Source organism: Streptomyces sp. NPDC034111 (assembly GCF_055575375.1).
In genome coordinates, this window is record NZ_JBVIST010000008.1 from 230,076 (window position 1) to 252,321 (window position 22,246).

20 protein-coding genes and 2 pseudogenes are annotated in these 22,246 nt (G+C 68.9%); 12 read left to right on the forward strand and 10 right to left on the reverse strand.

Features of this window, described 5'->3' with window-relative positions:
* The first annotated feature begins 126 nt into the window (after positions 1–126).
* Complete coding sequence (locus ACZ55A_RS21005; protein WP_468841992.1) at positions 127–720, forward strand: TetR/AcrR family transcriptional regulator; 594 nt, start codon at positions 127–129, stop codon at positions 718–720.
* The gene (locus ACZ55A_RS21010; protein WP_468841994.1) at positions 717–1,553 is read left to right on the forward strand and encodes an alpha/beta fold hydrolase; all 837 of its coding nucleotides are present in this window, start codon (positions 717–719) and stop codon (positions 1,551–1,553) included. The genes ACZ55A_RS21005 and ACZ55A_RS21010 overlap by 4 nt, the downstream gene beginning before the upstream one ends.
* A gap of 6 nt (positions 1,554–1,559) precedes the next feature.
* Here ACZ55A_RS21010 and ACZ55A_RS21015 read toward each other — a convergent pair.
* Positions 1,560–2,399 (reverse strand): annotated as a pseudogene (locus ACZ55A_RS21015) (IS5 family transposase).
* Positions 2,400–2,603: 204 nt separating this feature from the next.
* Between ACZ55A_RS21015 and ACZ55A_RS21020 the strand changes: the two are divergent.
* A complete protein-coding gene (locus ACZ55A_RS21020; RefSeq protein WP_468841997.1) occupies positions 2,604–3,254 on the forward strand; it encodes a LysE family translocator in 651 nt (216 codons plus the stop codon).
* Between the two features lie 46 nt (positions 3,255–3,300).
* Here the strand turns inward: ACZ55A_RS21020 and ACZ55A_RS21025 are convergent, their stop codons facing one another.
* Entirely contained in the window at positions 3,301–3,528 is a 228-nt protein-coding gene (locus ACZ55A_RS21025) for a hypothetical protein (RefSeq protein ID WP_468842093.1), read from the reverse strand.
* Between the two features lie 39 nt (positions 3,529–3,567).
* Here ACZ55A_RS21025 and ACZ55A_RS21030 point away from each other — a divergent pair.
* Positions 3,568–3,880, forward strand: a pseudogene (locus ACZ55A_RS21030) (transposase family protein); the annotation flags it as partial.
* 166 nt (positions 3,881–4,046) lie between these two features.
* On the opposite strand, the gene ACZ55A_RS21035 reads toward ACZ55A_RS21030, so the two are convergent.
* Entirely contained in the window at positions 4,047–5,522 is a 1,476-nt protein-coding gene (locus ACZ55A_RS21035) for an MFS transporter (protein WP_468841999.1), read from the reverse strand.
* 85 nt (positions 5,523–5,607) lie between these two features.
* On the opposite strand from ACZ55A_RS21035, the gene ACZ55A_RS21040 reads away from it, so the two are divergent.
* On the forward strand, positions 5,608–5,994 hold the full coding sequence (locus ACZ55A_RS21040) for a MarR family winged helix-turn-helix transcriptional regulator (protein ID WP_468842002.1): 387 nt from the start codon (positions 5,608–5,610) through the stop codon (positions 5,992–5,994).
* A gap of 61 nt (positions 5,995–6,055) precedes the next feature.
* On the opposite strand, the gene ACZ55A_RS21045 is transcribed toward ACZ55A_RS21040, so the two are convergent.
* Positions 6,056–7,195, reverse strand: coding sequence for an agmatine deiminase family protein (locus ACZ55A_RS21045; protein ID WP_468842005.1), 1,140 nt, complete (start codon positions 7,193–7,195; stop codon positions 6,056–6,058).
* Positions 7,196–7,287: 92 nt separating this feature from the next.
* Here ACZ55A_RS21045 and ACZ55A_RS21050 point away from each other — a divergent pair, with 92 nt between their 5' ends.
* A complete protein-coding gene (locus ACZ55A_RS21050; RefSeq protein ID WP_468842008.1) occupies positions 7,288–7,872 on the forward strand; it encodes a TetR/AcrR family transcriptional regulator in 585 nt (194 codons plus the stop codon).
* 357 nt (positions 7,873–8,229) lie between these two features.
* Here the strand turns inward: ACZ55A_RS21050 and ACZ55A_RS21055 are convergent, their stop codons facing one another.
* Together ACZ55A_RS21055 and ACZ55A_RS21060 are read right to left on the reverse strand one after the other, a co-directional pair.
* Positions 8,230–9,636, reverse strand: coding sequence for a cellulase family glycosylhydrolase (locus tag ACZ55A_RS21055; protein ID WP_468842011.1), 1,407 nt, complete (start codon positions 9,634–9,636; stop codon positions 8,230–8,232).
* Positions 9,637–9,905: 269 nt separating this feature from the next.
* Positions 9,906–10,211 (reverse strand): hypothetical protein, encoded by a 306-nt coding sequence (locus ACZ55A_RS21060; RefSeq protein ID WP_468842014.1) that lies wholly within the window; start codon positions 10,209–10,211, stop codon positions 9,906–9,908.
* A gap of 649 nt (positions 10,212–10,860) precedes the next feature.
* Between ACZ55A_RS21060 and ACZ55A_RS21065 the strand changes: the two genes are divergently transcribed.
* From ACZ55A_RS21065 to ACZ55A_RS21075, 3 genes are all read left to right on the forward strand, one after another.
* A complete protein-coding gene (locus ACZ55A_RS21065) occupies positions 10,861–12,891 on the forward strand; it encodes an ABC transporter ATP-binding protein (protein ID WP_468842017.1) in 2,031 nt (676 codons plus the stop codon).
* A complete protein-coding gene (locus ACZ55A_RS21070; RefSeq protein WP_468842020.1) occupies positions 12,888–13,892 on the forward strand; it encodes an NUDIX domain-containing protein in 1,005 nt (334 codons plus the stop codon). The genes ACZ55A_RS21065 and ACZ55A_RS21070 overlap by 4 nt, the downstream gene beginning before the upstream one ends.
* A gap of 617 nt (positions 13,893–14,509) precedes the next feature.
* Positions 14,510–14,923, forward strand: coding sequence for a VOC family protein (locus ACZ55A_RS21075; protein WP_468842023.1), 414 nt, complete (start codon positions 14,510–14,512; stop codon positions 14,921–14,923).
* A gap of 133 nt (positions 14,924–15,056) precedes the next feature.
* On the opposite strand, the gene ACZ55A_RS21080 is transcribed toward ACZ55A_RS21075, so the two are convergent.
* Positions 15,057–15,584, reverse strand: coding sequence for an NTPase (locus ACZ55A_RS21080; RefSeq protein ID WP_468842025.1), 528 nt, complete (start codon positions 15,582–15,584; stop codon positions 15,057–15,059).
* Between the two features lie 124 nt (positions 15,585–15,708).
* Between ACZ55A_RS21080 and ACZ55A_RS21085 the strand changes: the two genes are divergently transcribed.
* Positions 15,709–16,161, forward strand: coding sequence for a YbhB/YbcL family Raf kinase inhibitor-like protein (locus tag ACZ55A_RS21085; protein ID WP_468842028.1), 453 nt, complete (start codon positions 15,709–15,711; stop codon positions 16,159–16,161).
* A 159-nt stretch (positions 16,162–16,320) separates the two neighbouring features.
* The gene (locus ACZ55A_RS21090; protein ID WP_468842087.1) at positions 16,321–17,229 is read left to right on the forward strand and encodes an amidohydrolase family protein; all 909 of its coding nucleotides are present in this window, start codon (positions 16,321–16,323) and stop codon (positions 17,227–17,229) included.
* A gap of 121 nt (positions 17,230–17,350) precedes the next feature.
* Here the strand turns inward: ACZ55A_RS21090 and ACZ55A_RS21095 are convergent, their stop codons facing one another.
* Complete coding sequence (locus tag ACZ55A_RS21095) at positions 17,351–18,388, reverse strand: NAD(P)H-dependent flavin oxidoreductase (RefSeq protein WP_468842030.1); 1,038 nt, start codon at positions 18,386–18,388, stop codon at positions 17,351–17,353.
* Positions 18,389–18,458: 70 nt separating this feature from the next.
* Here ACZ55A_RS21095 and ACZ55A_RS21100 point away from each other — a divergent pair, with 70 nt between their 5' ends.
* Positions 18,459–18,860 carry a winged helix-turn-helix transcriptional regulator gene (locus ACZ55A_RS21100; RefSeq protein WP_468842033.1) on the forward strand — a complete coding sequence of 134 codons (402 nt, stop codon included), beginning with the start codon at positions 18,459–18,461 and terminating at the stop codon, positions 18,858–18,860.
* Between the two features lie 118 nt (positions 18,861–18,978).
* Here the strand turns inward: ACZ55A_RS21100 and ACZ55A_RS21105 are convergent, their stop codons facing one another.
* Both ACZ55A_RS21105 and ACZ55A_RS21110 read right to left on the reverse strand, forming a co-directional pair.
* Positions 18,979–20,829, reverse strand: coding sequence for a glycoside hydrolase family 35 protein (locus tag ACZ55A_RS21105; RefSeq protein ID WP_468842036.1), 1,851 nt, complete (start codon positions 20,827–20,829; stop codon positions 18,979–18,981).
* Positions 20,830–21,128: 299 nt separating this feature from the next.
* Positions 21,129–21,860 carry a DUF4232 domain-containing protein gene (locus ACZ55A_RS21110; RefSeq protein ID WP_468842039.1) on the reverse strand — a complete coding sequence of 244 codons (732 nt, stop codon included), beginning with the start codon at positions 21,858–21,860 and terminating at the stop codon, positions 21,129–21,131.
* Positions 21,861–22,246: the final 386 nt, after the last annotated feature.

A 22,246-nucleotide genomic window follows, 5' to 3' on the forward strand; every position in this document is an offset into this window, starting at 1 on the left:
ACTCCACCCAAAACTGGGGCGGCAGAAAACGACGGTTTGTTGGCTGAACGCCGCCCAGGTGCACCTCTCAATTGCGCTTCCTAATACCTCTAGGTTATACCTAGCTTCTCTAGGAAGGGAGAGAGCATGGCGCGGGCCGGACTGACGGCGGAGCGGGTGACGATCGCGGGTGCCGAGTTGGCGGACGAGGTCGGGCTCGAGCAGGTGACCATGTCGCAGGTGGCACGGCGGCTGGGTGTGAAGGACGCGAGTCTCTACTCACACGTCCGCGGTCTGGAGGATCTGCGCGGACGGATCGCGCTGCTGGCCGCGGACGAGAAGACCATCCGTATCGCGGAGGCGACCGCCGGGCGGGCAGGCAGGGATGCGCTGGTCGCGTTCGCCAACGCCTGGCGGGAGTACGCCCACCGGCATCCGGGCCGCTACATGGCGACGCAGACCCCGATCGAGATCGACCCGGAGCTGGCCGCAAAGGCGCCCGGACCGCGGCGCGCGGTCGAGCTGACCTACGGCATGCTGCGCGGCTACGGACTGGCCGAGCCCGACCTGACCGACGCGGTCCGGCTGCTGCGCAGCTCGTTCCACGGGTTCGTCGCGCTGGAGGCCGCGGGCGGGTTCGCGCACGCGCGTTCGCCTCAGCAGTCCTGGGTCCGCGCCCTCGACGCCCTGCACACCCTCCTGGAGCACTGGCCCACTTCCCGAGAAGGAGACTCCGCATGACCGACCCGACCACCGGAAGCCTGCGCGTGCACGGCGCGACCCTGCACTACGAAGTGCGCGGCCAAGGCCCGCTCCTGCTGCTGATCCCCGGAGGGGCGGGCGGCGCAGCGTCCTTCGACGGCATCGCCGACTACCTGGCCGCTGAATACACCGTCGCGACCTACGACCCGCGCGGCATGTCCCAGAGCACGCTGGACGACCCCGAAGCCGAGCAGCGAGTGCCCGAGCACGCCGACGACGCGCTCCAGATACTGGAACTGCTCTCACCCGCTGAACCCGCCCGGGTGTTCGGCACCAGCTCAGGCGCGATCGCCGCCCTGCACCTGCTCACCACCCACCCCGAACGCGTCGAACGCCTCTTGGCGCACGAGCCGCCGGTAGTGGAGGTCCTGCCGGACGCCGCCGAACACCGCGCGCTCATCGCCCGCGTGCAGGAGACACTCCGCACACAGGGGCTCATGCCGGCAATGGCCGAGTTCGCCGCAGGTCTGAAGAAGGACGGCGACACCACCGAGCCGAAGGCCGAGGTCAAGCTTCCGCCGCAGGCGGCGGCGCGGGCCGAGCAGACGATGGCCAACCTGCCGTACTTCGTCGGACGTATCGTGCCCAGCTTCATGTCCTATGCCCCGGACATCCACCAGTTGGAAGCACTGTCGGACCGGCTCGTGCTCGCCTGCGGCCAGGACTCACCCGGCGAGCTGCCCTACCGCTCCGCCGCTTTCCTTGCCGAGCGAATCGGCACGCAAATCCACCATTTCCCCGGCGGGCACACCGGGTTGACCACACACCCCGCCGAGTTCGGCAAACTCCTGCGGAAGGCATTCCATGCCTGAGAGGAGCTAACACAAGGTTCGGACGCGTCGGTAGGCGATCACGCAGCAGGCCAATTCGAGGAACGCCTCGTGGATGTCGTCCCGGATGTCCCAGCGGATCCGCAGGCGCCGGAAGCCTTGGATCCAGGCGTTCGTCCGCTCGACGGCCCACCGCACGGTCCCGAGCCCGGAGCCGTGCCGCACACTCGGAGGGCGATCACCGGCTTGATGCCCCGCTTCCACAGCAGGCGGCGGTACTCGTCGAAGTCGTAGCCGCGGTCGGCGAACAGCTGCCGGGGCCGGTGGCGTGCCCGCCCCGTTCTGCCGCGGATGCACGGGATGGCATCCAGGAGCGGCATGGGCTGGGTGACGTCGTGGCGGTTGCCACCGGTCAACGCGATGGCCAGAGGGGTTCCCGGCCGTCTGTGATCACATGGTGTTTCGAGCCAGGCCGGGCACGGTCGACCGTGCTCGGCTCCGTTTGGGGCCGCCGCGACGGGCCAGGCGGTGCGAGCCGTCGATCACCGCCCGCGACCGCTCCACTTCCCCGGCACGGCGCACTCGGTCAGCAGCACCTGGTGCAACCGGTCCCTCACCCCGGCCTCGTGCCAGTCCCGCAGCCGGCGCCAGCAGGTCATGCCCGAGCCGAAGCCGAGCTCTGCGGCAGCCCGCCCACTGGATCCCCGTGTGCAGCACGAACAGGATCCCAGCAGGTATCCCCGGTCATCGAGTGGTGGACGGCCGAGCTTGCGAAGCCGTTGTTGCCGCGTCCGGTAGCAACGGCTCGACCCGGCCCCACAGGTCGTCCGACACAAGCCACAGCGGTCCCTTCCCCACGACCCAACGAGCGGCGGAAAGAACGCACATGGGCACCTCCTCCTCGCAGCCGGTGTTCTCATTGCAATGCCTTCCTCTGTACGAGGGCCAACTCGTGCCGCGACTTCGCCGGTCTCGATCTTGGTGACAGTCAGCGTGACGAGGTGACAGCTGTCTCGGCTCGGCACGCTGGGCCGCACATGACTGTGAACTGCTAGGTTGCGTCCAGGCGAACGCGCGTACGGGGGTAGTGCTGTGATCGAGCTGGGAGCAATAGCGGGGATCGCGGTGGTGGAGCTCGGCATGGTGCTGACGCCGGGGCCGAACATGATCTACCTGGTCTCCCGCTCGATCGCCCAGGGCCGCCGGGCGGGGCTGATCTCGCTGGCCGGGGTCTTCCTCGGCTTCCTGGTCTACCTCTTCGCGGTGTCCGCCGGTATCGCCACAGTCTTCGCGCTGGTGCCGGAGATCTACCTGGCGATCAAGCTGGCCGGGGCGGGCTACCTGCTCTGGCTGGCCTGGAAGGCCGTCCGGCCGGGCGGCCGATCCGCTGTCGCGACCCAGGAGTTGGAGCAGGACGGGGCCCGCAAGCTCTTCCTGATGGGCTTCCTCACCTGCCTGCTCAATCCCAAGGTGGCCATCCTCTACATCTCGCTGCTACCGCAGTTCGTCGACCCGGCGCGCGGCCATGTCGGCCTACAGGGGCTGCTGTTGGGGCTGACCCAGATCGCGGTGGGGGTCGCGGGCAACGCGTTCTTCATCGTGACGGCCGGCTCCGTCGCCGGGTTCTTCGCCCGGCACCCGCTATGGCAGCGCCTACACCGCTATGCGATGGGCACCGCGCTGGCGGGCTTCGCCGTCAGGGTCGCCACCGAACGAACGGGCGCGACGGTCGCCCTGCGCTGACAGCTGGGCGCTGAGGGCGGCCCACCGCAGGCCAGCTGACCGATCGTCAGCCGAGGTACTGCGAGAAGATCTTCGAGAGCTCGTACGGCGCCTGCTGGATGTTGGTGCCCTTGAACAGGGCGCCGGTGCAGCGTTGGCGTCCCAGCTCTCTCCTCCAGGAGGCCAGCATGCCGAGGTGGTGCTGCTTGGCGAAGGTGACCAACTGCTGGGCGGCGGCCTGGTTGTAGTTCTGGTGGTCGTCGTTCTCGCCGAGCATCGGCGTGACGCCGGTCATCGCCCAGAGCTGAGCGCCGGTCTTGGCCGGGTAGAGCGTCTTGAGCTCCTGGATGCCATCCCGTGCATCCGCGGCAGAACGGGGCGGGCACGCCACCGGCCCGGCAGCTGTTCGCCGACCGCGGCTACGTCTTGGACGAATACCGCCGCCTGCTGTGGAAGCGGGGCATCAAGCCGGTGATCGCCCTCCGAGTGTGCCGCACGGCTCCGGGCTCGGGACCGTGCGGTGGGCCGTCGAGCGGACGAACGCCTGGATCCAAGGCTTCCGGCGCCTGCGGATCCGCTGGGACATCCGGGACGACATCCACGAGGCGTTCCTCAAATTGCCTCTCGATGACTGCCCGGACGCGTGACAGGCCGGCGTCGCCGGATGCTTTAGTTGTCCAGTTGCGCCCCCGCGCGGCGTATGCGCAACGGAGCCGTCAGCGAGTCATGCGGAGGGGTGCGGAGGGGCACCAAGAACGGCACATCCCGGTTTTGGCTGGTGCCTCATACCGGGATGTGCCGTGACAGGGCCGGTCAGTCGACGAGGGCGAGCTCCGGCTCGTGCGATGACTTCTCCGCCGGCTTGTCCGCCGGCTTGTCGGTCTTGCGCCGTCCGAGGACTCCTGACAGTCCGATGAGCAGGCCGATGGCCGAGAGGACAGTGACCGTGAGCAGGGCCGGGGTGAAGCCGGCGAGCAGGGCGTCGGGGCCGGTCTTGCCTTCGCCGCCGGCAGTGAGGACCGCTGTGACGATGGCGAGTCCGATCGCGCCGCCGACCTGCGTCGAGGTGTTCAGCAGGCCGCCGGCCAGGCCCTGTTCATGGTCCGGGATGCCGGCGGTGGCCTGGATGTTGAAGGACGCGAAGGCCAGGGTGAACCCGATACCGAGCAGGATCATGCTGGGCAGCACACCGACGACGTACGGGGCGTCCCGGTCGATGACGAGGAAGAGCACGTATCCGATGAGGTGGGCGATGACACCGCCCGCGATGGTGCGTGAGGTGCCGAGCCGTGCGATCAGGGGCTCCATCTGCGGCGAGCCGAAGGCGACGATCAGCGCGGCCGGAAGGAAGCCGAGCGCGGTCTGGATCGCCGACCAGTGCAGCACCGACTGGAAGTAGAGCATGACCACGAACTGGAAGCCGATGTAGCCGCCGAAGAACACCGATATGCCCAGATTGGCCCGTACCAACGAGCCCGAGCGGAGGATGCCGAGACGGACCAGCGGATGTGTACTGCGGCGTTCGATCAGGATGAAGGCGAGCAGCAGCGCCGCGGCGACCGCGAACTGGATCAGCGTGCTCGGCGCGGCCCAGCCGGCCTCCGGCGCCTCCACGACGGTGTAGACGAGCAGCAGCATCGCGCCGACCGAGGTGATCGCGCCGGGGATGTCGTAGCCGCCGGAGGAGCGGGGGCCGTCCTTGGGCAGCAGGCGGCTGGCCGCGATCCACGCGATCACCGCGACCGGCACCGGCAGGAAGAACGTCCACCGCCAGCCGACCTGGGTCAGCAGGCCGGAGAGCACCAAGCCGGCCGAGTAGCCACTGGCTCCGAAGACGGAGAAGATGCCCAGCGCCCTGTTGCGTGCGGGCCCTTCGGCGAACGTGGTGGTGACGATGGACAGCGCGGCAGGCGCGGTGAACGCCGCCGCCATGCCCTTGAGTATGCGGGTGGCGATCAGCAGGGCTCCGTCGTCGACCAGACCGCCGAGCACGGAGGCGGCAGCGAACACGGCTACCGCGGTCAGGAACACCCGGCGGCGTCCGAGCAGGTCGGCGGCGCGTCCACCAAGCAGCAGCAGCCCGCCGTAGCTGAGGACGTAGCCGCTGACGATCCACTGCAGCGCGCTGGTGGACAGGCCCAAGTCGGCCTGGATGGAGGGGAGTGCGACGCCCACCATCGAGACGTCGAGTGCGTCGAGGCCGATGACGAGGGAGACCGTGAGCAGAACTCCCCAGAGTTTTGCGTTCCACGTGGATGTGGTGGCGGACAGAGGTACGGACGAAGTCATGCCGCGACTCTCACATGCACACGCATCGAATGCAAGTGCATTTAATTTGGATGCATCAGATGCTGACGCATGGTATTCTGGCTCCATGGTCGGTGGCACGGAGCAGGAATTGGTCGCGGAGTGGCGTGAGCTTCTCGCCCGTCACGCCGCCGTGCACAACGCTCTTGAGCACGATTTGCAGGCACAGCACGGCATCAGCGTCAGCGAGTTCGAGGCACTCGAACTGCTCGCCTCCTCCGACCACGGCAAGTGCCGGGGCCAGGACCTCACCAACGTGGTGCACCTGAGTCAGAGCGCCGCCTCCCGGCTGGTCGCCAGGCTGGAACGAGGCGGCCTCGTCGAGCGCGTCATGTGCGATCTCGACCGCCGCGGCATCTTCGTCGTCCTCACCGACGAAGGCCACAAGCGTTACAGCGACGCGAAACCGACCCACCGCTCCACACTCGCACGGACACTCCGCGGAGACGGCTGACCAGCCCCTCCCCCGCCGCAAACGGACCGATGCCCCGTCCCGCCCTACCGCGCAGGGGAGTTCAGTCGGCCTTGGGGCGCTGCTGGGTGGCGCAGTGGATACCGCCGCCGCCCTCGCCGAGGTTGTCCAAGGGCAGTTGCACGACCTCCCGCCCCGGGTACAGGTCCCGCACCACGGACGCAGCCCGGCCGTCGGCCTTCTTGTCGCCGAAGCGGGGCATGACGACGGCGCCGTTGGCCACGTAGTAGTTCACGTAGCAGGCCAGGAAACCCTTCCCCCGGGGCCCGATGTCGGACGGCTCGGGCAGCTCGACGACCTCGAGCCGCTTCCCCCGGGCATCGACGGCCCGGTCCAGGACCTTGCGAGCCTGCTCGTAGGCGGCGGTGAAGTCATTCCGCGGGGCGCCCTTCGCCGGGGTGCTGAGGACCACGACGCCGGGTTCGGAGAACCGTGCCAGCGCGTCGATGTGGTAGTCCGTGATGTCCTTGCCCTTCACGCCCTTCGTCCAGATCACCTTGGTGGCACCGAACAGGTCCTTGAGCGCCCGTTCGATGTCGGCGCGGGACTTTCCGGGGTTGCGGTTGTCGTTGACCAGGGAGCTCTCGGTCGCCAGCAGGGTGCCGTTGCCATCGGTCTCCACCGCTCCGCCCTCGGCGGTGATGGGGGCCTTGATCCTGGTGAGGCGTTCGTCGTCGAGTATCGCTCGGGCGACGTGGCGGTCCCGCCCGTGCTCCTGCTTGTTCCCCCAGCCGTTGAAGTTGAGGTCGACGCCGGCGACGCCGTCGGGTCCCAGTACGAAGACCGGTCCGCTGTCGCGCATCCACAGGTCGTCCACCGGAGTCGGGATCACCTCGACCCCGGCGCCGCACGCCCGCTGCGCGGCCTTCGCCTCCGGCTCATTGGCCAGCAGGACCACCGGCTCGAACTCGGCGATCGCCCGTGCGATGTGCGCGATGTCGGCGCGGACACCGGCTACGTACGGCCCCCAGATCTGCCGCGTGGGCCAGGCCATATAGGTCGCCTCGTGCGGGTGCGTCTCCTCGGGCAGCCGTCGGCCGCCGGCGGTCGTGGCCGCCGCGGGGACCGCGTGGCTCCCGCCCGGCGCAGGACGGCTGCTGTCCCGGGTGCCGCAGGCGCTCAATGCCCCGCCGAGTGCGACAGCCGCCGCCGTCTGTAGGGCCTGACGTCGGGGTATGCCCATGATGGACCTCCTGACTGAAAATTTGGTCAGGATGAGCGTAAGGCATGATCGGACCGAGCCACAGTTGATTCCTCGAACCGCGGGAGCCTTCGATGCCGGACCGCCCCACCCAGATCCTCGAAGCCGCCGCCCGGCTGATCGCCCGGCGCGGCGTGCGCGGGCTGCGTGTTGAGCAGGTTTCCGCGGAGGCCGGCGTCTCGACCGCGCTGATCTACTACCACTTCAAGGACCGGGCCGGTCTGCTGCGGCGCACGCTGGAGTTCATCAACCGGCGGGCGATCCGCTACACCGACGCCGCCCTGGGCGCCTCCGCTGCCCCACGCACCCAGCTCACCGAGATGCTGCTGCTGGAATTCCAGGACGTCCCCGAGGTCAGGGAGAACAGCACAGCCTGGGGCGAGTTGCGTGCCACTGCCGTCTTCGACCCGGATCTGCGGGAGCTGCTGGCCACCGCGACCCGCGAATGGGCCGACGATCTCGCGCATCTGATCCGCCAGGCGCAGGAGGCCGGCACCGCCGACTCCGGAATCGACCCGGAGGCGGCGGCCGAACGGCTCTCCGCGCTGGTCGAGGGTCTGAGCGAACGCTGGCTCAGCGGCACCACGACGCTCGCCCGCGCCCATGAACTGATCCGCGGCGCCGTCGACGCAGAGCTCCGGCTGCTCTCACGGGACTGACAGGCCAAAACGGGTGACATGACATCAGCTCGGGTCTCGCGGCGGACACCGTAGCGGCCGGCTCCCTGCAAGTCGTGCAGCCCGGCCCTCGTGGGCGGCGGCGTATCCTCCGGCCCGAGGAATCACCCCGAGGATCGCCCGGCGCGGCGCCCCACAGACGAAGCGAGAACGGGACAGGGCCTTCCGGACAGGGACGCGAACGGCCCTCGGGAGGGACGATGCACAAGCCGAAAGGGCGGCCCCGGCACGGGGGTTGAAGCCGCGCACGGCGAACGCGCGGTGCGGTGAAGTCGAGCCGGGCCGCCGTTCCGGTCCTGTCGACCGGCCTGGCGGGGGGGGTACGGACCGGCGCCAGCCTCATCCCCGTGCCGAGACCGTCACCGTGACCCGCCCGGAGGCACCTGGCCGGGTCCGCACCCGGATAGTGCCCCGTTGCCCTGACGGTACGGCACGCGGCCAGGCCACCGCCGGCCCTTGAACCGACACCCGCCATCCCGCGGCCGTAGGCGGAGTGGACAGCTCGCTGACGCCGGGCCGTCCCGAGGAGTCGTAGACGAGGCGGAACGTCCGCGTCACAGCGTCGTAGCGTTGCGCGCGCACCGTGCCTGCGACGGCGGGGGCATACGGACGCGCGGTCTGGTCCTTGTTGGCGTGGAAGCGGCCGTCTTCGCCGACGGCGCAGTACCCGCCGCCGTAGCACCACACATAGCCCGCCCAGCCGGAGCTGTAGCGGTCGAGGGAGGCGAGGGCATCGCCGTAGAAGCGCGCCATGTTGGGCAGCGAGCCGTCCCGCGGACCCCACTCGCCGACGATGACCGGTATCTGCTGGGCCCTCGGGTAGGTGGTGACGGCCTTCTCATAGGTCTCGATCCAGTGCGCCGAGGGGTCGTAGTCGCCGCCGGCCTCCATCGTGGCGTTGTAGAAGTGCGGTGCGTAGACGACCTTGGGGTCGTGGATGCGGCCGAGGCCGGTGGGCAGCCCCTCGCCGACGATGGGCGTCGGTTCGACGAACAGCCTGCTGTGGCGGTCGGCCGTGCGGATCGCGCCTGCTATCCGGTTGTACATCGGGGTCAGCTGTTCGGACTCGATGCGACGGGCGGCTGCCGGAAGGTCCTCGCCGTCGCGGAGCCGCCCCATGGGTTCGTTGATCAGGTCATAGCCGAACACGGCGGGGTGGTGGGCGAAGCGCTGAGCGAGCACCTGCCACATGCGGGCCTGTGCCCGCTGGAGGTCGGTGTCCTGGTAGAGGTGCTCGAAGGCCGCCTGCACGGCCGGTTCGAAGTACTCCGCGAACCAGTCGTCGGGGTGTGGGGTGAAGGGCAGCCCGTCGGTGCGGGTGGCCCACTCGGGGATGCCGCGATGGCCGAACGTGGGGCCGAAGACGTCCTGGTGGGCGTCGATGACGACCTGGATGCGCCAGCGGTGGGCCCAGTTGAGGATCCGTTCGATCTTGCGGAGGTAGCGCTCGCTGTAGTGGCCGGGCCGCGGTTCCAGGTCGTCCCAGAAGACCAGCAGGCGCGCGAAGTTGAAGCCTTGATCGTGCAGATCGTGGAAGTGCCGCTGGGTGATGGCGCTGAGCGCATCGGCGCCGCGGTGCGTCTTGTCCTCGACGTTCCAGCCGCGCAGGGTGAGCGTGCGCCCGCGGTCGTCGGTGAGCGGCGGCGGTGACGCCGGGGCATCGGCGTGAGCCGCGCCCGGTGAGAGCAGCCCGATGACGGTGGCCAGGGCTAATCCCGCCCTGACGATGAATCCGTACGTGGCCATGATCCCCCCAGGCTTCGCACCGACACGACCTTCCGAACAGATGGCCGTCAGCCCTTGCGCTCAAACCTGGGGGCGGGCTCCCGGCGCGACTTTGAGTACGGGGCCGACCGGCACGGCACGTCCACCCCGGGGACTTCCCACCCGGGCCGCGCGCATGGCGGTCACGGGTCCGGGTGGGGTGCCCCAAGTGGCAGAGAGAGGAAGGCAGTTGTTCCGTTATCGCCCTGGGATGACAGGTTCAGGGCGGTGCGGTGGCCTCCCTGCGCCTGCTATTCGATCAGCTCGTAGGAGAGTGTGTAGTAGGCGTCATCCTCGGTGAACTTCATCTCGTAGTGGCTGAGCCGGGGAATCTGCTCGCCGAGGAGGTCATCGCCATCGGAGCTGTCGCTCTCGTATAACCGGACGCGTGCGACATCGCCGTTGTACCGGAAGGACTGGTTGATGTTGTGCTTCCCGCCCTCGCCGATCCGGGCCGAGTAGACCCGCTTCCCGTTGATCGTGATGTAGATGTCGTCCTTACCGTTCCAGTCCTCCTGCTTGACGCATTCGAGCTGGCCGAACTTCACGAGACCCATAGGTCTTCCCCCTCATGGTCGGTGGCGCATGGTGTGAGGCTCATCCTGTCCACCGGAGATCAACGATCACTAAACGGCGGCATCATCGGCAATGCGTTCGGTGGTACGGCGAGCCGGTGGGTGTCATCCGCCGGGCGGAGCAGTCGTAGCCGGTTTGGCGGGGCCGGAACGCCACTTCGGGGCCGCGGTGGAGGGCCGCATCAAGGGGCCGACGGCCCGTCCTCCGGCGCACCGATCTCCCGCGGCACGCCCTCGCCGCTGCCTTCCGGGCCATGCCCGCATTCCCTTCCGGACCCGCGACAAACAGGGCGGCGCAATCCCACGAAGGGGTGAAACGCACCGTTCGAGCACCCACCTGGACACGCAACCGAAGCCGCGTCCGCCTTCCGTCGCTGAAGAGAACTTGTGTGCACGATCTGCCTCCTCGTCACCCGTTACGGGGAGCAGAACGGGCCGTTCTTTAGAGCACCTGTACCCACCTCCGCCCCTTTCGGAGAGTCATGCATCCTGCGTATGTCCTCGCGCATCGCTCCGTTCGGTTCGAACGGCGGCAGCCCGTGCCCCTGGCGGCGGGACTCCCCCGGCACGTAATTGACGCCTCTTCCCGCCGTGTTGACCGCTCATCGCGTCCGGATACGTGGTGGTGGGCATGAGTGCGGAGGAAGACGGCACGTCCCCGTCACCGGTGCAGCGCGCGGATCTGCCCGGGCCCCGCCGCGAACCGCTGGGCCTCCCGTCGACTGCTGTGCCCACGGCACCGGGGGACGGTGATGTGGCTGATGAGCTGGAAGAGGCGTACTGGTCGATCTACGACGGCGCAGCGGCCAAGTCGACGGTCGGCGAGGTCCTGACGCGGCTGCCGCGCATCGTGCGGCAGATCGGCCGGCTGGCGTGGCAGGCGGACCGCTCGGCCACCGTGGCGGTCGTGGTGCTGCAACTGGTCTCGGCAGTAATGCAGGCCTTCGGGCTGGTGGCCTCGGTGGGCGTGCTGCGTGAGCTGTTCGGCAACGGGCCGACGCCGGACAAGGTCCACGGTGCGGTGCCGCAGATCCTGCTCGTGGTGGGGTTCCTGGCCGCCCGGGCGCTTCTTGAGGCCGGAGTCGCTGTCGCACAGGCGCGGGTGACCCCGAAGATCCGCACCGCGCTGGAGTGTGACTTCCTGCGACTGACCGCGCATGTGCGGCTGGAGGTCGTCGACGATGCCGACTGGCACGACGACGCCTACCGCGCTTCCGACCGCGGTCTGTTCTACGCCCGGCAGATCGTCGGCCAAGTCGTCTCCCTGGCCTCCGCTCTTCTCGGGCTGATCGGGACGGCCGGCGTACTCACCTCACTGCACCCCGCCCTCCTCCCCCTCCTCCTGCTGTCCGTCCTGCCGGTGGGCGCCGCGGCGGTACGTACGGCACGGGCCCGGTTCCACAGCTTCAAGCGGTGGAACGCCCTCCAGCGGCGGGTGAGGGTCTTCTCCTGGCTGCTGTTGGAGCGTGACGCCGCCGCCGAACTGCGCTCCGACACCGCGCAGAACGCCCTGCTGGAAGAGCACCGCCGGCTGGCCGCCCGGATCGCTGAGGAGGACACCCAACTCGGGGTGCATTCCGCCGTGCTGACGCTCGCCGGCCGGGCCGTGGGAGGGACCGGAACGGGCATCACCTACATCGCTCTGGGAGCCATGCTGATCGCCGGATGGCTTCCCCTCGCGGCCGGCGCCGGCGCGGTCCTGGCGATCCAGACCAGCCAGACCGCGCTGACACGCTTCGTGGATGTGGCACACCTGGTCTACGAGCACGCCATGTGGGTCGATGACCTCCTGCAATTCCAGGAGCGCTGCCGCGGGCTGCAACCCCGTCGCCGCCAGGTGGCCGCACCGGCCTCGGTCGCAGCCCTCGCCCTCAACGACGTCAGCTTCACCTACCCCGGCAAAGAGAAGCCGGCGCTGCGCGGTATCTCGATGACGTTGCGCGCCGGCGAGACTGTCGCGTTCGTGGGCGTCAACGGCTCCGGAAAGAGCACCTGTTCACGGCTGATCGCCGGGCTGTACGAGGCAGACGAAGGGTCCGTGTGCTGGGACGGGGTGGACGTGAAGGACATGGACGCCGAGTCACTTCAGGCGCGCGTCGCCACCGTGTTGCAGGACCCCGTGCACTTCCCCTTCAGCGCCCTGGCGAACCTGACCATCTCGCGCGGCACGCTCACCGAGGCCGACCCCCAGCGGGCGTGGGACGCTGCTCGGGCCTCCGGGGCCGATCAGGTCATCGCCGGTCTGCCGGGCACCTGGCAGGCCGTGCTGTCCAAGCGGTTCCGGGGCGGCCAGGAGCTGTCAGCCGGCCAATGGGCCAAGATCGCCGTCGCGCGGGGCCTGTACAAGAACGCTCCGGTCCTGCTGCTCGACGAGCCGACCGCGAGCATGGATCCCAAGGCCGAACACGCGGTGTACCAGGCGGTGTTGCGGAACAAGGCAAGGGCCGACCAGATCACCGTGCTGATCTCGCACCGGCTGGCGAGCGTCGTCGAGTGCGACCGGATCTTCGTCTTCGACGGCGGCCGCATCACCGAAGCCGGCTCGCACCAGCAGCTCATGGACCTCGGCGGCGACTACGCCCAGATGTTCACACTCCAGGCAGCCGGCTATCGCACCGCGTCTGCGATGTCCGACTCCGAACCGAGGACGGTGCACCCGTGACCGAGCAGACCTCACAGACCGACTCCCCCCTGCCGCATCCGCTCCCACGGGTCCCACGGGTCCCACGGGCGAACGCATCAGCATTGATCTACAACGGTTCCGGCGAGTACCTGCTGCATCTGCGGGACGACATTCCCGGCATCTGGGAGCCGGGATCATGGTCCCTGCTCGGCGGCGGCCTTGAACCGGGTGACCGGTCCTTGGAGGAGACGGTCAGACGGGAACTGCGGGAAGAGGCCGGCCTCGACCTCCCCGACCTGGTCCCCTTCGCCGTGGAGCAGGCTCGCGGCAACGACGGTACGACCGTCCCGATCCAGATCTTCGCCGCTCAGTGGGCCGGTGATCCCACGACGTTGGACCTGACCGAAGGCGTCATGCTGCACTGGTTCCGGCCAGAGATCATGCCACGCCTGCGGATGGCCCCGTCCACCCGCAATCTGGTCCGCCGCCACGCCGCGCTGCTCCCTGCCGACAGCCCGGGCACCGCTCCCCCGACGGCCGCCGGCGGTGCCGCCGTGGCCCGCCGCTCTTGTACGGCGTCAGCACCGGCCCGAGGCGGAAGAACCGTCCTCAATGGCATCGGCGCCCATCTCTACGTGGAGAACACCGACGGAGAGGTCCTGCTCGGTCTGCGCCACCCCGATTCCGCCTACGCCGCATCCATGTGGCACTTCCTGGCCGGCCACTGCGAGCAGGAGTCCGCCCTCTCCTGCCTCGTCCGCGAGGCACACGAAGAAGCAGGGCTGCTGATCGATCCCGGCGACGTCGAACTCACCCATGTCGTCCATCTCGTGGACACACCCGGCGGCCGGCCCCGGATGCAGATGGTCTTCCGGGCCCGCCACTGGTCGGGAACTCCGCAGGTCCGGGAGCCCGACAAGTGCACGGGCTGGGGCTGGTGGCACCCGGACGACCTCCCGGCGCAGACCGTGCCCTACACCCGGGCCGCCATCGAGGGCATCCGCGCAGGCCGTCTCTACACGGAGATGGGCTGGTCATGACCGCTGAGACGAACCGAATCGGCACGCAGGGCGGCGCGCTGCCCCGGAACGGCCGGTCCCTGCCGGCCGGGACCGGCGACCCAGGACATGCAGACGACGCGGCGACGGCGCGGGCAGCTATGGCCGCCCGGCTGGAGGCGGCCGGTGCCTCGGGCCCGGTGCGGCCGACAGTACGCACGGCTCCTGGCCACACCACAGCAAGCTGCCGCTCTGCTCGGCTGGGGCGAACAGGGCTACCACCAAGCAGAGCAGGCCGCCCACATCGCCCGCGATCGATGGGGAATCCCACTCGCCGCCCCGTCACCCATCACGGAACTCCCCTGCCGGGGCGGGCTGTCGCGATTCAGGCACGTCGAGGACCGGTCGACGCGATGGCCGGTCGACGCGAAAGAGACCGACCAGAACGGCAAAGGAGCCCAGCCATGACCTTCGAACCCGCCGACGGCGCTCCCGTCATTCCACTGCGATGAGTCCCCCCGCACGCCTGGCGAGATCTCACCCGCCACGTTCACAGACGGTCGGCGAACGGGTCATGCAGTCGCGCACGGCAGGCCGTTGTCAGCGGCCCGCGCTAGTCTGCCCGTATCCGATCATTTGACCCATTCGGGGAGGTTGTCATGGCCTCGCGCCTTAACCCATATCTCAGCTTCGACGGCAACGCCCGGCAGGCGATGGAGTTCTACAAGGAGGTCTTCGGCGGCACACTCCGCCTCAACACCTTCGGGGAGTTCGGCCAGAAGGACACCCCGGAGGCCGACAAGATCATGCACAGCATGCTGGAGACGCCCAGCGGCTTCACCCTGATGGGCGCCGACACCCCACCGGGCATGGCGTTCACCAAAGGCAGCAACTTCTCGGTGAGCCTCAGTGGCGACGACGACACCGAACTGCGCGGCTACTGGGAGAAGCTGTCCACCGGCGGCTCGGTTTCCGTCCCGATGGAGAAGCAGATGTGGGGCGACGTGTTCGGCATGTGCACCGACCGCTTCGGCATCCCCTGGATGGTCAACATCAATCAGCCGCAAGGCTGACCGAAGCCATACCGCGATGCCCCCACATTCTCGCCTCCTGGCCACCTGGACCGGCATGCTCCCGCGAAGCGCCGTACCTACCAGTAGGTACGGCACAGGTGCTCCCCACGGGGTAGGGACTCTGTGAAGGGCGTCATGGACTGTCGAACCTGGCTGCCAGGTCCTCGGGGAGGGCGTCCCGGTTCGCCCGGTTCACCTGGACGAGTTCGACGTCGGCGCGCCGCTTGAGGGCGTCGGTGAACGGGTCGCTCTTTGCGTGGACGGTGGCGACGATGTCGATGTCGGACGTGAACAGGCGCCGGACCACGTCCTGGAATGCGGTGCTTGCCAACTCCATACTCCCGAGCTCGTCGATCAGCACGAGCTCTCCACGAGCCGGATCCGCCGACCTGAGCGGTGGCAGGGCGAGCCGCTCCATGACGCCAAGGTCGACGCCGTACCGGCCCACCCGCGGTGGACCTGGGAGGTCGACGCCGGCGAGGACGGCCCGTAGACCGCTGTCCAGTGTTTCCAGCGCGAAACCGGTCCGGGTGCCGCCGTGCCGGATCTCCTCCGTGGTGAAGCCGATGGCCCTGCGGTTGAGCAGCAGCGCGGCCAGTCGACGGACAACGGTTGTCTTGCCCACGCCGGGGCGTCCCTCAAGCAGGATTCTCGTCGGCATCGTGTGCTCCGTATCGGGTGCGTCGTAGAGGATTCCCGGCGCGCTGGTCGGTGTACGCGGCCAATCGGGTGTTCTGCCCGGCTGGACCGGTGCCGACCGGGCCGATCGGGGTAGGGCCGCGCGCATGACAGGAATTGAGCTCAGAAGTGTCGCGTTCAACGACCATGCGGCGATCCCTCGACGCCACAGCGGGGAGGGCGACGACGTCTCGCCGCCGCTGACCTGGTCGGCGGTGCCGGACGGTGCGTCGGAGTTGGTTCTGCTCTGCGAGGACCCTGACGCGCCGGGCGGGTCGTTCCTGCACTGGCTGGTCACGGGTATCGATCCGGGGAGTTCCGGCGTAGCGGAGGGAGAGTCACCTCACGGCGGCCAGGAATGGCCCAACGGATTCGGCCGGGTCGGCTGGGGCGGTCCGATGCCTCCGCCGGGGCACGGGGTCCACCGCTACTTCTTCCGCCTGTGGGCCGTTTCGGAGCCGCTTTCCCTGCACGGCAAACCGACGGTCGACGCTGTGCATCGTGCCGTGAGGGGCCAGGAGTTGGCGAGCGGCACGCTCGTGGGCACCTACCAACGTTGATCAGTGTTGCGGGCGTTGGACGCCGCCGGCTCATCTCCACCCGGCACTATCTGCGTCATCCCAACGCCCGTGGTGGCACCAGCGTGATCGACGCCGGTGGCGGCCATCAGACATTCCCGGATGACTACGGGGTGATCAACCGGCTGCACAAGGACGGCGATCTCACGGTCCGTATCGGCTACCACACTCACCCAGGCACCGGGCAAGGAACTCACCGACTTCCAGCGCATATCGGAGCTGGTGAGTCCCGGCGACGGAGACGACCATCTGCGGATGGTCGGGGCAGGCGAGATGCTCGTCCACTCCGCGGCCGACTTCGAGGATTTCGCGCAGCCGCGGCCGGACCTCGCCCCGTCGATGGAAGGCCAACTCCGCGGCGTCCTGGGCCTTCTGGCGGAGAAGCGGTGGCCGTTCCGGCTGCACGCCACGTACGACGAATCGATCAGCCGGTTCCTCGACGTGCTGGAGGAGGTGCACGGCCCCGGCGGACCGGGCGTGCGGTTCATCCTCGATCATGCCGAGACGATCAGTGACGCCAACATCGAGCGCACCGCCCAGCTGGGTGGCGCGGTCGCCCTGCAACACCGTATGGCCTTCCAGGGCGAGATGTTCCAGCAGCGGTACGGGGCGCAGGCCGCGGCCCGGACACCACCGGTGAAGCGCATGCTGAGCGCAGGTCTGCCGATCGGTCTCGGCACCGACGCAACACGGACCGCGGTGTACTGGATCACCTCCGGACGCACCCTCGGCGGACAGTTGCTCTACCCGTCCGCCAACCGGCTGGACCGGTGCGAGGCCCTGGGTCTGATGACCCGCGGCAGCGCCCGGCTCTCCCACGACGACGGTGTCAAGGGAACCCTCGCCCCGGGCTATTACGCGGATCTCGCCGTGCTCTCCGACGACTACCTCACCGTCCCGGAGGCCCGCATCCCCGCCCTGACCTCCGTGCTCACGATGGTCGGCGGCCGGATCGTGTACGGCGCGGCCGAGCATGCCGCACTCGACCCGGAGCTGCCGCCCGTGCAGCCGTCCTACTCACCGCTCTTGACCGGCGCGAACGACATGTGACGGGCGCGGCTGGGCCACCCTGTGCGGCCCAGCCACCTCGATGCCTCATATGCCCCTCACTACCTCGGCATCGCCCGCTTCATGGCCAGCCGGGGGTCCGAGGCTTGCTGTGGGCGCAGCGTCAGGGTGTCCGTGTCCGCCCCATGAGGGTTGCGGCACGAGCGGCGATGTCCGCCACGATGCGGCCCGCCGGGGCGACGTCGTGGACGAGCCCGGCGCTCTGGCCCGCGTAGAGGGCGAGAGCCTCCAGGTCGCCCGTCATGCCGGGGACGGGGACCATGTCCTCGTAACGCGGCCAGGCACGGCCGTCGGCGCTCCGGGCCACCACGGCGCCTTCTCCGGGACGGTTGGGTGCGGCGGGACGGTCCGCGGCCTCCCAGGCGCTGAGCGTGGAGTTGCGCAGTGCACGATGCGGGGCGTTGGGCCAGCCGCCGTCGAAGCACCGTGTGTGTACGGCGTCCTGTGGCGCCGCCCGGATCACGGCTTGGCGGTAGACCTCGTGCGTGGCCGCCTCGCGTGCCGTCAGGAATCGGGTGCCCAGCCATCCGGCTTGGGCCCCGAGAGCCAGTACGGCGGCGAGCCCACGCCCATCTGCGATACCGCCGGCCGCGATGACGGGCACCGGGTGCACGGCGTCCACGACCGCGGGCACGAGCGCCATCGTGGTCACCTCCCCGCGCACATGGCCGCCTGCTTCACACCCCTGGGCCACGATCACATCGACGCCTGCGGCAACGGCGCGTTCGGCCTCGGAGACGGAACCGACGGTGTGGAGGTGAACGGCGCCGGCCGAGTGCACGCGTTCGGCGACGGCTGAGGGATCGCCCCAGAACGTCGAGATGACCGGCACGCTTTCCGCCAGGCAGGCGTCGAGAAGCTCGTCGACCGGGAAGTCCAGCACCAAGTTCACGGCGAAGGGCTTCGGCGTCAGCCGCCGAACCTCCCGGATCCTGCGCACCGCTTCTCCTGTGGTGACCCACGTCAGAGCGAGGGTGCCGAGCCCGCCCGCGTCCGCCACCGCAGCCACCAGGTCTGTCGTGACCGCAGAGCCGATGGGCGCCTGCACCACGGGCACCTCGATTCCCAACTGCCGGCACAGAGGCGTGGTCAACGCCGTCATGCTGTCCTCCCTGGTGGAGCGTTTCGGATTCCGAATCACCGGGCGATGTTAGTGTTTCGGAAACCGAATCGCCAGGGCTGTGGACCTGAAGGAACGCAGGAGGACCGCGATGGCCACACCGACACCAGGACGGCCGGTACGTGGCTCAACCACCGGACGCCCCCTCATGGCCGCGCTCGATCTGTTCGGCCGACGATGGAGCCTGCGAGTGGTGTGGGAACTGCACGAAGGCGCCCTGGGGTTCCGCGCCCTCCGTGGGCGCTGCGGCAACATGTCCTCCAGCGTGCTGCGCCAACGCCTCGTCGAGCTGATCGAGGCACGCCTGGTGCACCAAACCCCGGACGGCCACTACGCCCTCACCGCGCTGGGACGAGAGGCTCACACAGCGCTCAGCCCCCTCGTCGACTGGTCGACCACCTGGGCCGCCGAACTGGCCGAGCAGTCCGTCGATCCCGGCACCTCTACCGACGGTGCCCCGGACACCCGTGATGAGGGGCAGGAGCAGGCGTAGGTGTGCTGCCCCGCCGCGCCGGCCCGCCGGATGGCGGTACGGCGCGGCGGGTGGGGTGCGGGAGCGGTACCTACGACGTACGGGCGGAGGAGGTACCCGACCCGACCGGCGCGCGAACCTAACCGATGTCGGGCTCGGACCGTAGCTCGATCCGGTCGCCCGTGCGCTCCATCTCCAAGACGACGAGCTCGTTCCGTCCCCGCCGCCACAGATGGCTCGGTGCGTACAGGGTGACCTGCGGCCCGAGGGACCAGTAGCGGCCGAGCGCGAACCCGTTGAGCCACACCATGCCCTTGTCCCAGCCCGGAAAGGCGAGGAAGCCGTCGGCGGGGGTGTCGACATGGAGACGTGCGCGGTGGAACGCGGGGCCGGTTGGCGTGTTTCCGCCGGCGAACTTCAGGGCGGAGAGGTTGTCGAGAGGCAGTCGGCGGATCTCCCAGTCGCTCAGTTCCTTGTCGTTGAGGAGGACCTTGCCGTTGATTCCCTTGGGGTCATTGAGGCCCTGGCCGAAGTTGACCCGTCCGGTGGGGTCGACCAGGAGGTCGAGGGTGCTGGCTGCGCCGGCCACGGTGAAGTCGACGGTGTGGTCCGGCTGGTTGCGGTCGAAGGTGCCTATGCGCTTACCGTCGCCGAACACCAACGCACGGTCGCCCAGGCCCGTGACCCTCAGGCTCTTGGTCCCCTGCGGCCCGCGCACCCGAGTCCGGTAGTGAATCAGTCCGTACGGCTGCCCGAGTGCCTCCATGTGGACGGGGGTGATGTGCCGTACGGGAGTGCTCAGCGCATCGAGCGCGTCCATCAGCGGCACCGATTCGCGGACGGCGACCTTCTGGGCGGGCATGCGGCGCGGCGTGGCCGGCAGGGGCGTGCTCGGCAAGGTGGTGTACTTGGCCAGCACGTCACGCACCTTGTGGAATTTCTCGGTGAGTTCGCCGGATTCGCTGATCGGGGAGTCGTAGTCGTAGCTGGTGACGGTGGGCTGGTAGGCGCTGCCGCTCAGGTTGGCACCCGCGTACCAGCCGAAGTTCGTTCCGCCCACCGCCATATAGAAGTTGATCGACGCTCCCGCTTCGAGGAGCTTCTCCACGTCGGCGGCGGTCTGCGCCGGGTCGGTGGTGTGGTGGTGCTCTCCCCAGTGGTCGAACCAGCCGTCCCAGAACTCCGTGCAGAACAGGGGCTTGTCCGGCTGGAATGCGCGCAGTTCGGCGAAGGGTCCGGTGGGGTCCCCGGCGAAGTTGACGGTGGAGAGGAGGTCGGGAAGGCTGCCGTTCTTCAACGCTTCCTGGGTGGCCCCGTTGGAGCAGAACAGCAGGCTGTCTATGCCCTGCGCCCGCATGGTGTCCCGTAGATGTTCCAGATGCGCATGGTCGTCGCCGTAGCTGCCGTACTCGTTCTCGACCTGCATGGCGATGATGGGCCCGCCGTGCGTGGCCTGTTGATCGACGAATCGGGGCAGCAGTTCGGCGAACCAGGCGTCAACCGCCCGCTCGTAGGCGGGGTCGGAGCGGCGCAGCGGCGCGTCCTTGTCCTTGAGGAGCCAGGCCGGCAGGCCGCCGAAGTCCCATTCCGCGCAGATGTACGGTCCCGGTCTCACGATCACCTTGAGCCCGACCTCGTCCGCGGTCCGTACGAACGCGGCGACATCGCGCCATCCGGTGAAGTCGGCCTTCTTCTCGCGCGGTTGGTGGAAGTTCCAGGCGACGTAGGTCTCCACCGTGTTCAGGCCCATGGCCCGCATCCGCAGCAACCGGTCGCGCCAGTCCTTGGGGTGCGTCCGGAAGTAGTGGAAGGCACCCGAGAGGATCCGGAACGGCTTGCCGTCCAGCAGGAATTCGTTCCCGCGGATCGTCAGCCCCCGTGGGCTGTCGGCCTGGGCGAGGGTCGTACGGCCGCTGCCGAGGGCGACACCCGCGGACGCGACCCCCACCATGGCCGCGCTCACAAATCTACGTCGGCTGAACTGCGTCATGTCTGCTCTCCTCGGCTCGACCGACCGTCACTCAAGGTTCGAACATGTTCAGTGGTGCGCGCTTCTGTGCATTGAGGGTCATTGAGAGTGTTATCTAGAACAGAAACGAGCACAAGGGTTCGTGAGTCCGAGTACGGTGAACCGGGCGGACTGGGAGATGGATGTGCGGGGGGGACGGTGCACGGCATCACAGCAGGTGTGTGTGGCCCGGCGGTTGGCGGTCGGCGGCGGCCCCGGCGCTGACCGCGGCCATGGTGGCGTTCAGCTCACGGGAGGCACCTCGGACCAGGCTCAGTACGTCAGTACGTCAGCGCGTCGGACGCCGAGCCCAGCCAGTAGGTGACCGCGGCGTTGTCGTCCTTGTGTGTGCCCGCGGGCAGGGCGAGCGTGAGGGGGGTGCCCACTGAACCGGAGCCACTCCGCGGTGCGAAGTACACCGTGAGGCGCTGGGCGGTGCGGCCGCCGGAGTCACCGCCGCCCTCGCCGCTGAGCAGGATCGAAGCATAGGCGGACCGACCCGGCGCGACGGTCACGACGGACTGCGGCTTGCTCTCCTCCATGATGCGGGTCGCCGCCTGCTCGTCGTCGAAGCGCAGGAGGGGTGCGAAGTAGGCGTGGCAGGCGCGTGATCCCGTGTTGGTGATCGTGAGGAGCAAGTGATTGACGGGGCGGGCAACCTTGCTGACAACGGCCTTGGTGTTCTCTCCCGTACAGGTGGCCGACGCGCCGTCCCCGGTGCCTTGATTCCTCCCGGTGCCTTGGTTCTTCCCGTTGTCTCCCCCCTTTCCGTTGCCCTTTCCGTTGTCTCCGCTCTTTCCGGTACCGGGTCGTTCTCCGTGTGCCGTACCGGTTTCGCCGGCCTCGCCGCCCGGCCGGCTCGTGGTAGCGCCGGCTTCCGTGCGGGCCGGGGACGGGGTGCCGGACACCGCATCGGAGGCACTCTGGCAGGCGGACAGGGACAAGCCCACGAGTACGGCGGCGGAGGCGGCGACTGCGGTACGGGTACGGGTGCGGGATCGGATGGTGCGCATGGTGATACGGCTTCTCCTTGAACGTGGTTTCAGGGGTGGTTGATCAGCGAGACCACCACCGCGGCACAGGTGCCAGTACAGCGAGGGCGACAACGTCGCTGAGACACCAGCGGGTTCGGCTGGCGTCTTCCGTCTCGGCGGTGCTCACCACAGCGTGCGTGGCCTGCGCTCGGGTGCCAACCGATCCGGAACAATGAGGGAAGCCGGAATGCTGAAACAGGCGCTGACCTGGGGAAATGGCCGCTCCCTGGAATGCTGTTCTGGAACGGTGGAATGAATAGGGGGAGCAGGGTGGGGCGGAAACGGAGGGGTTCGCGCGGCTGTTGCGCCTGCTGAAGGAGCGCTCGGGACGCCGCTGAGGGCCGAGGGCGCGGAACCCGAGGCGG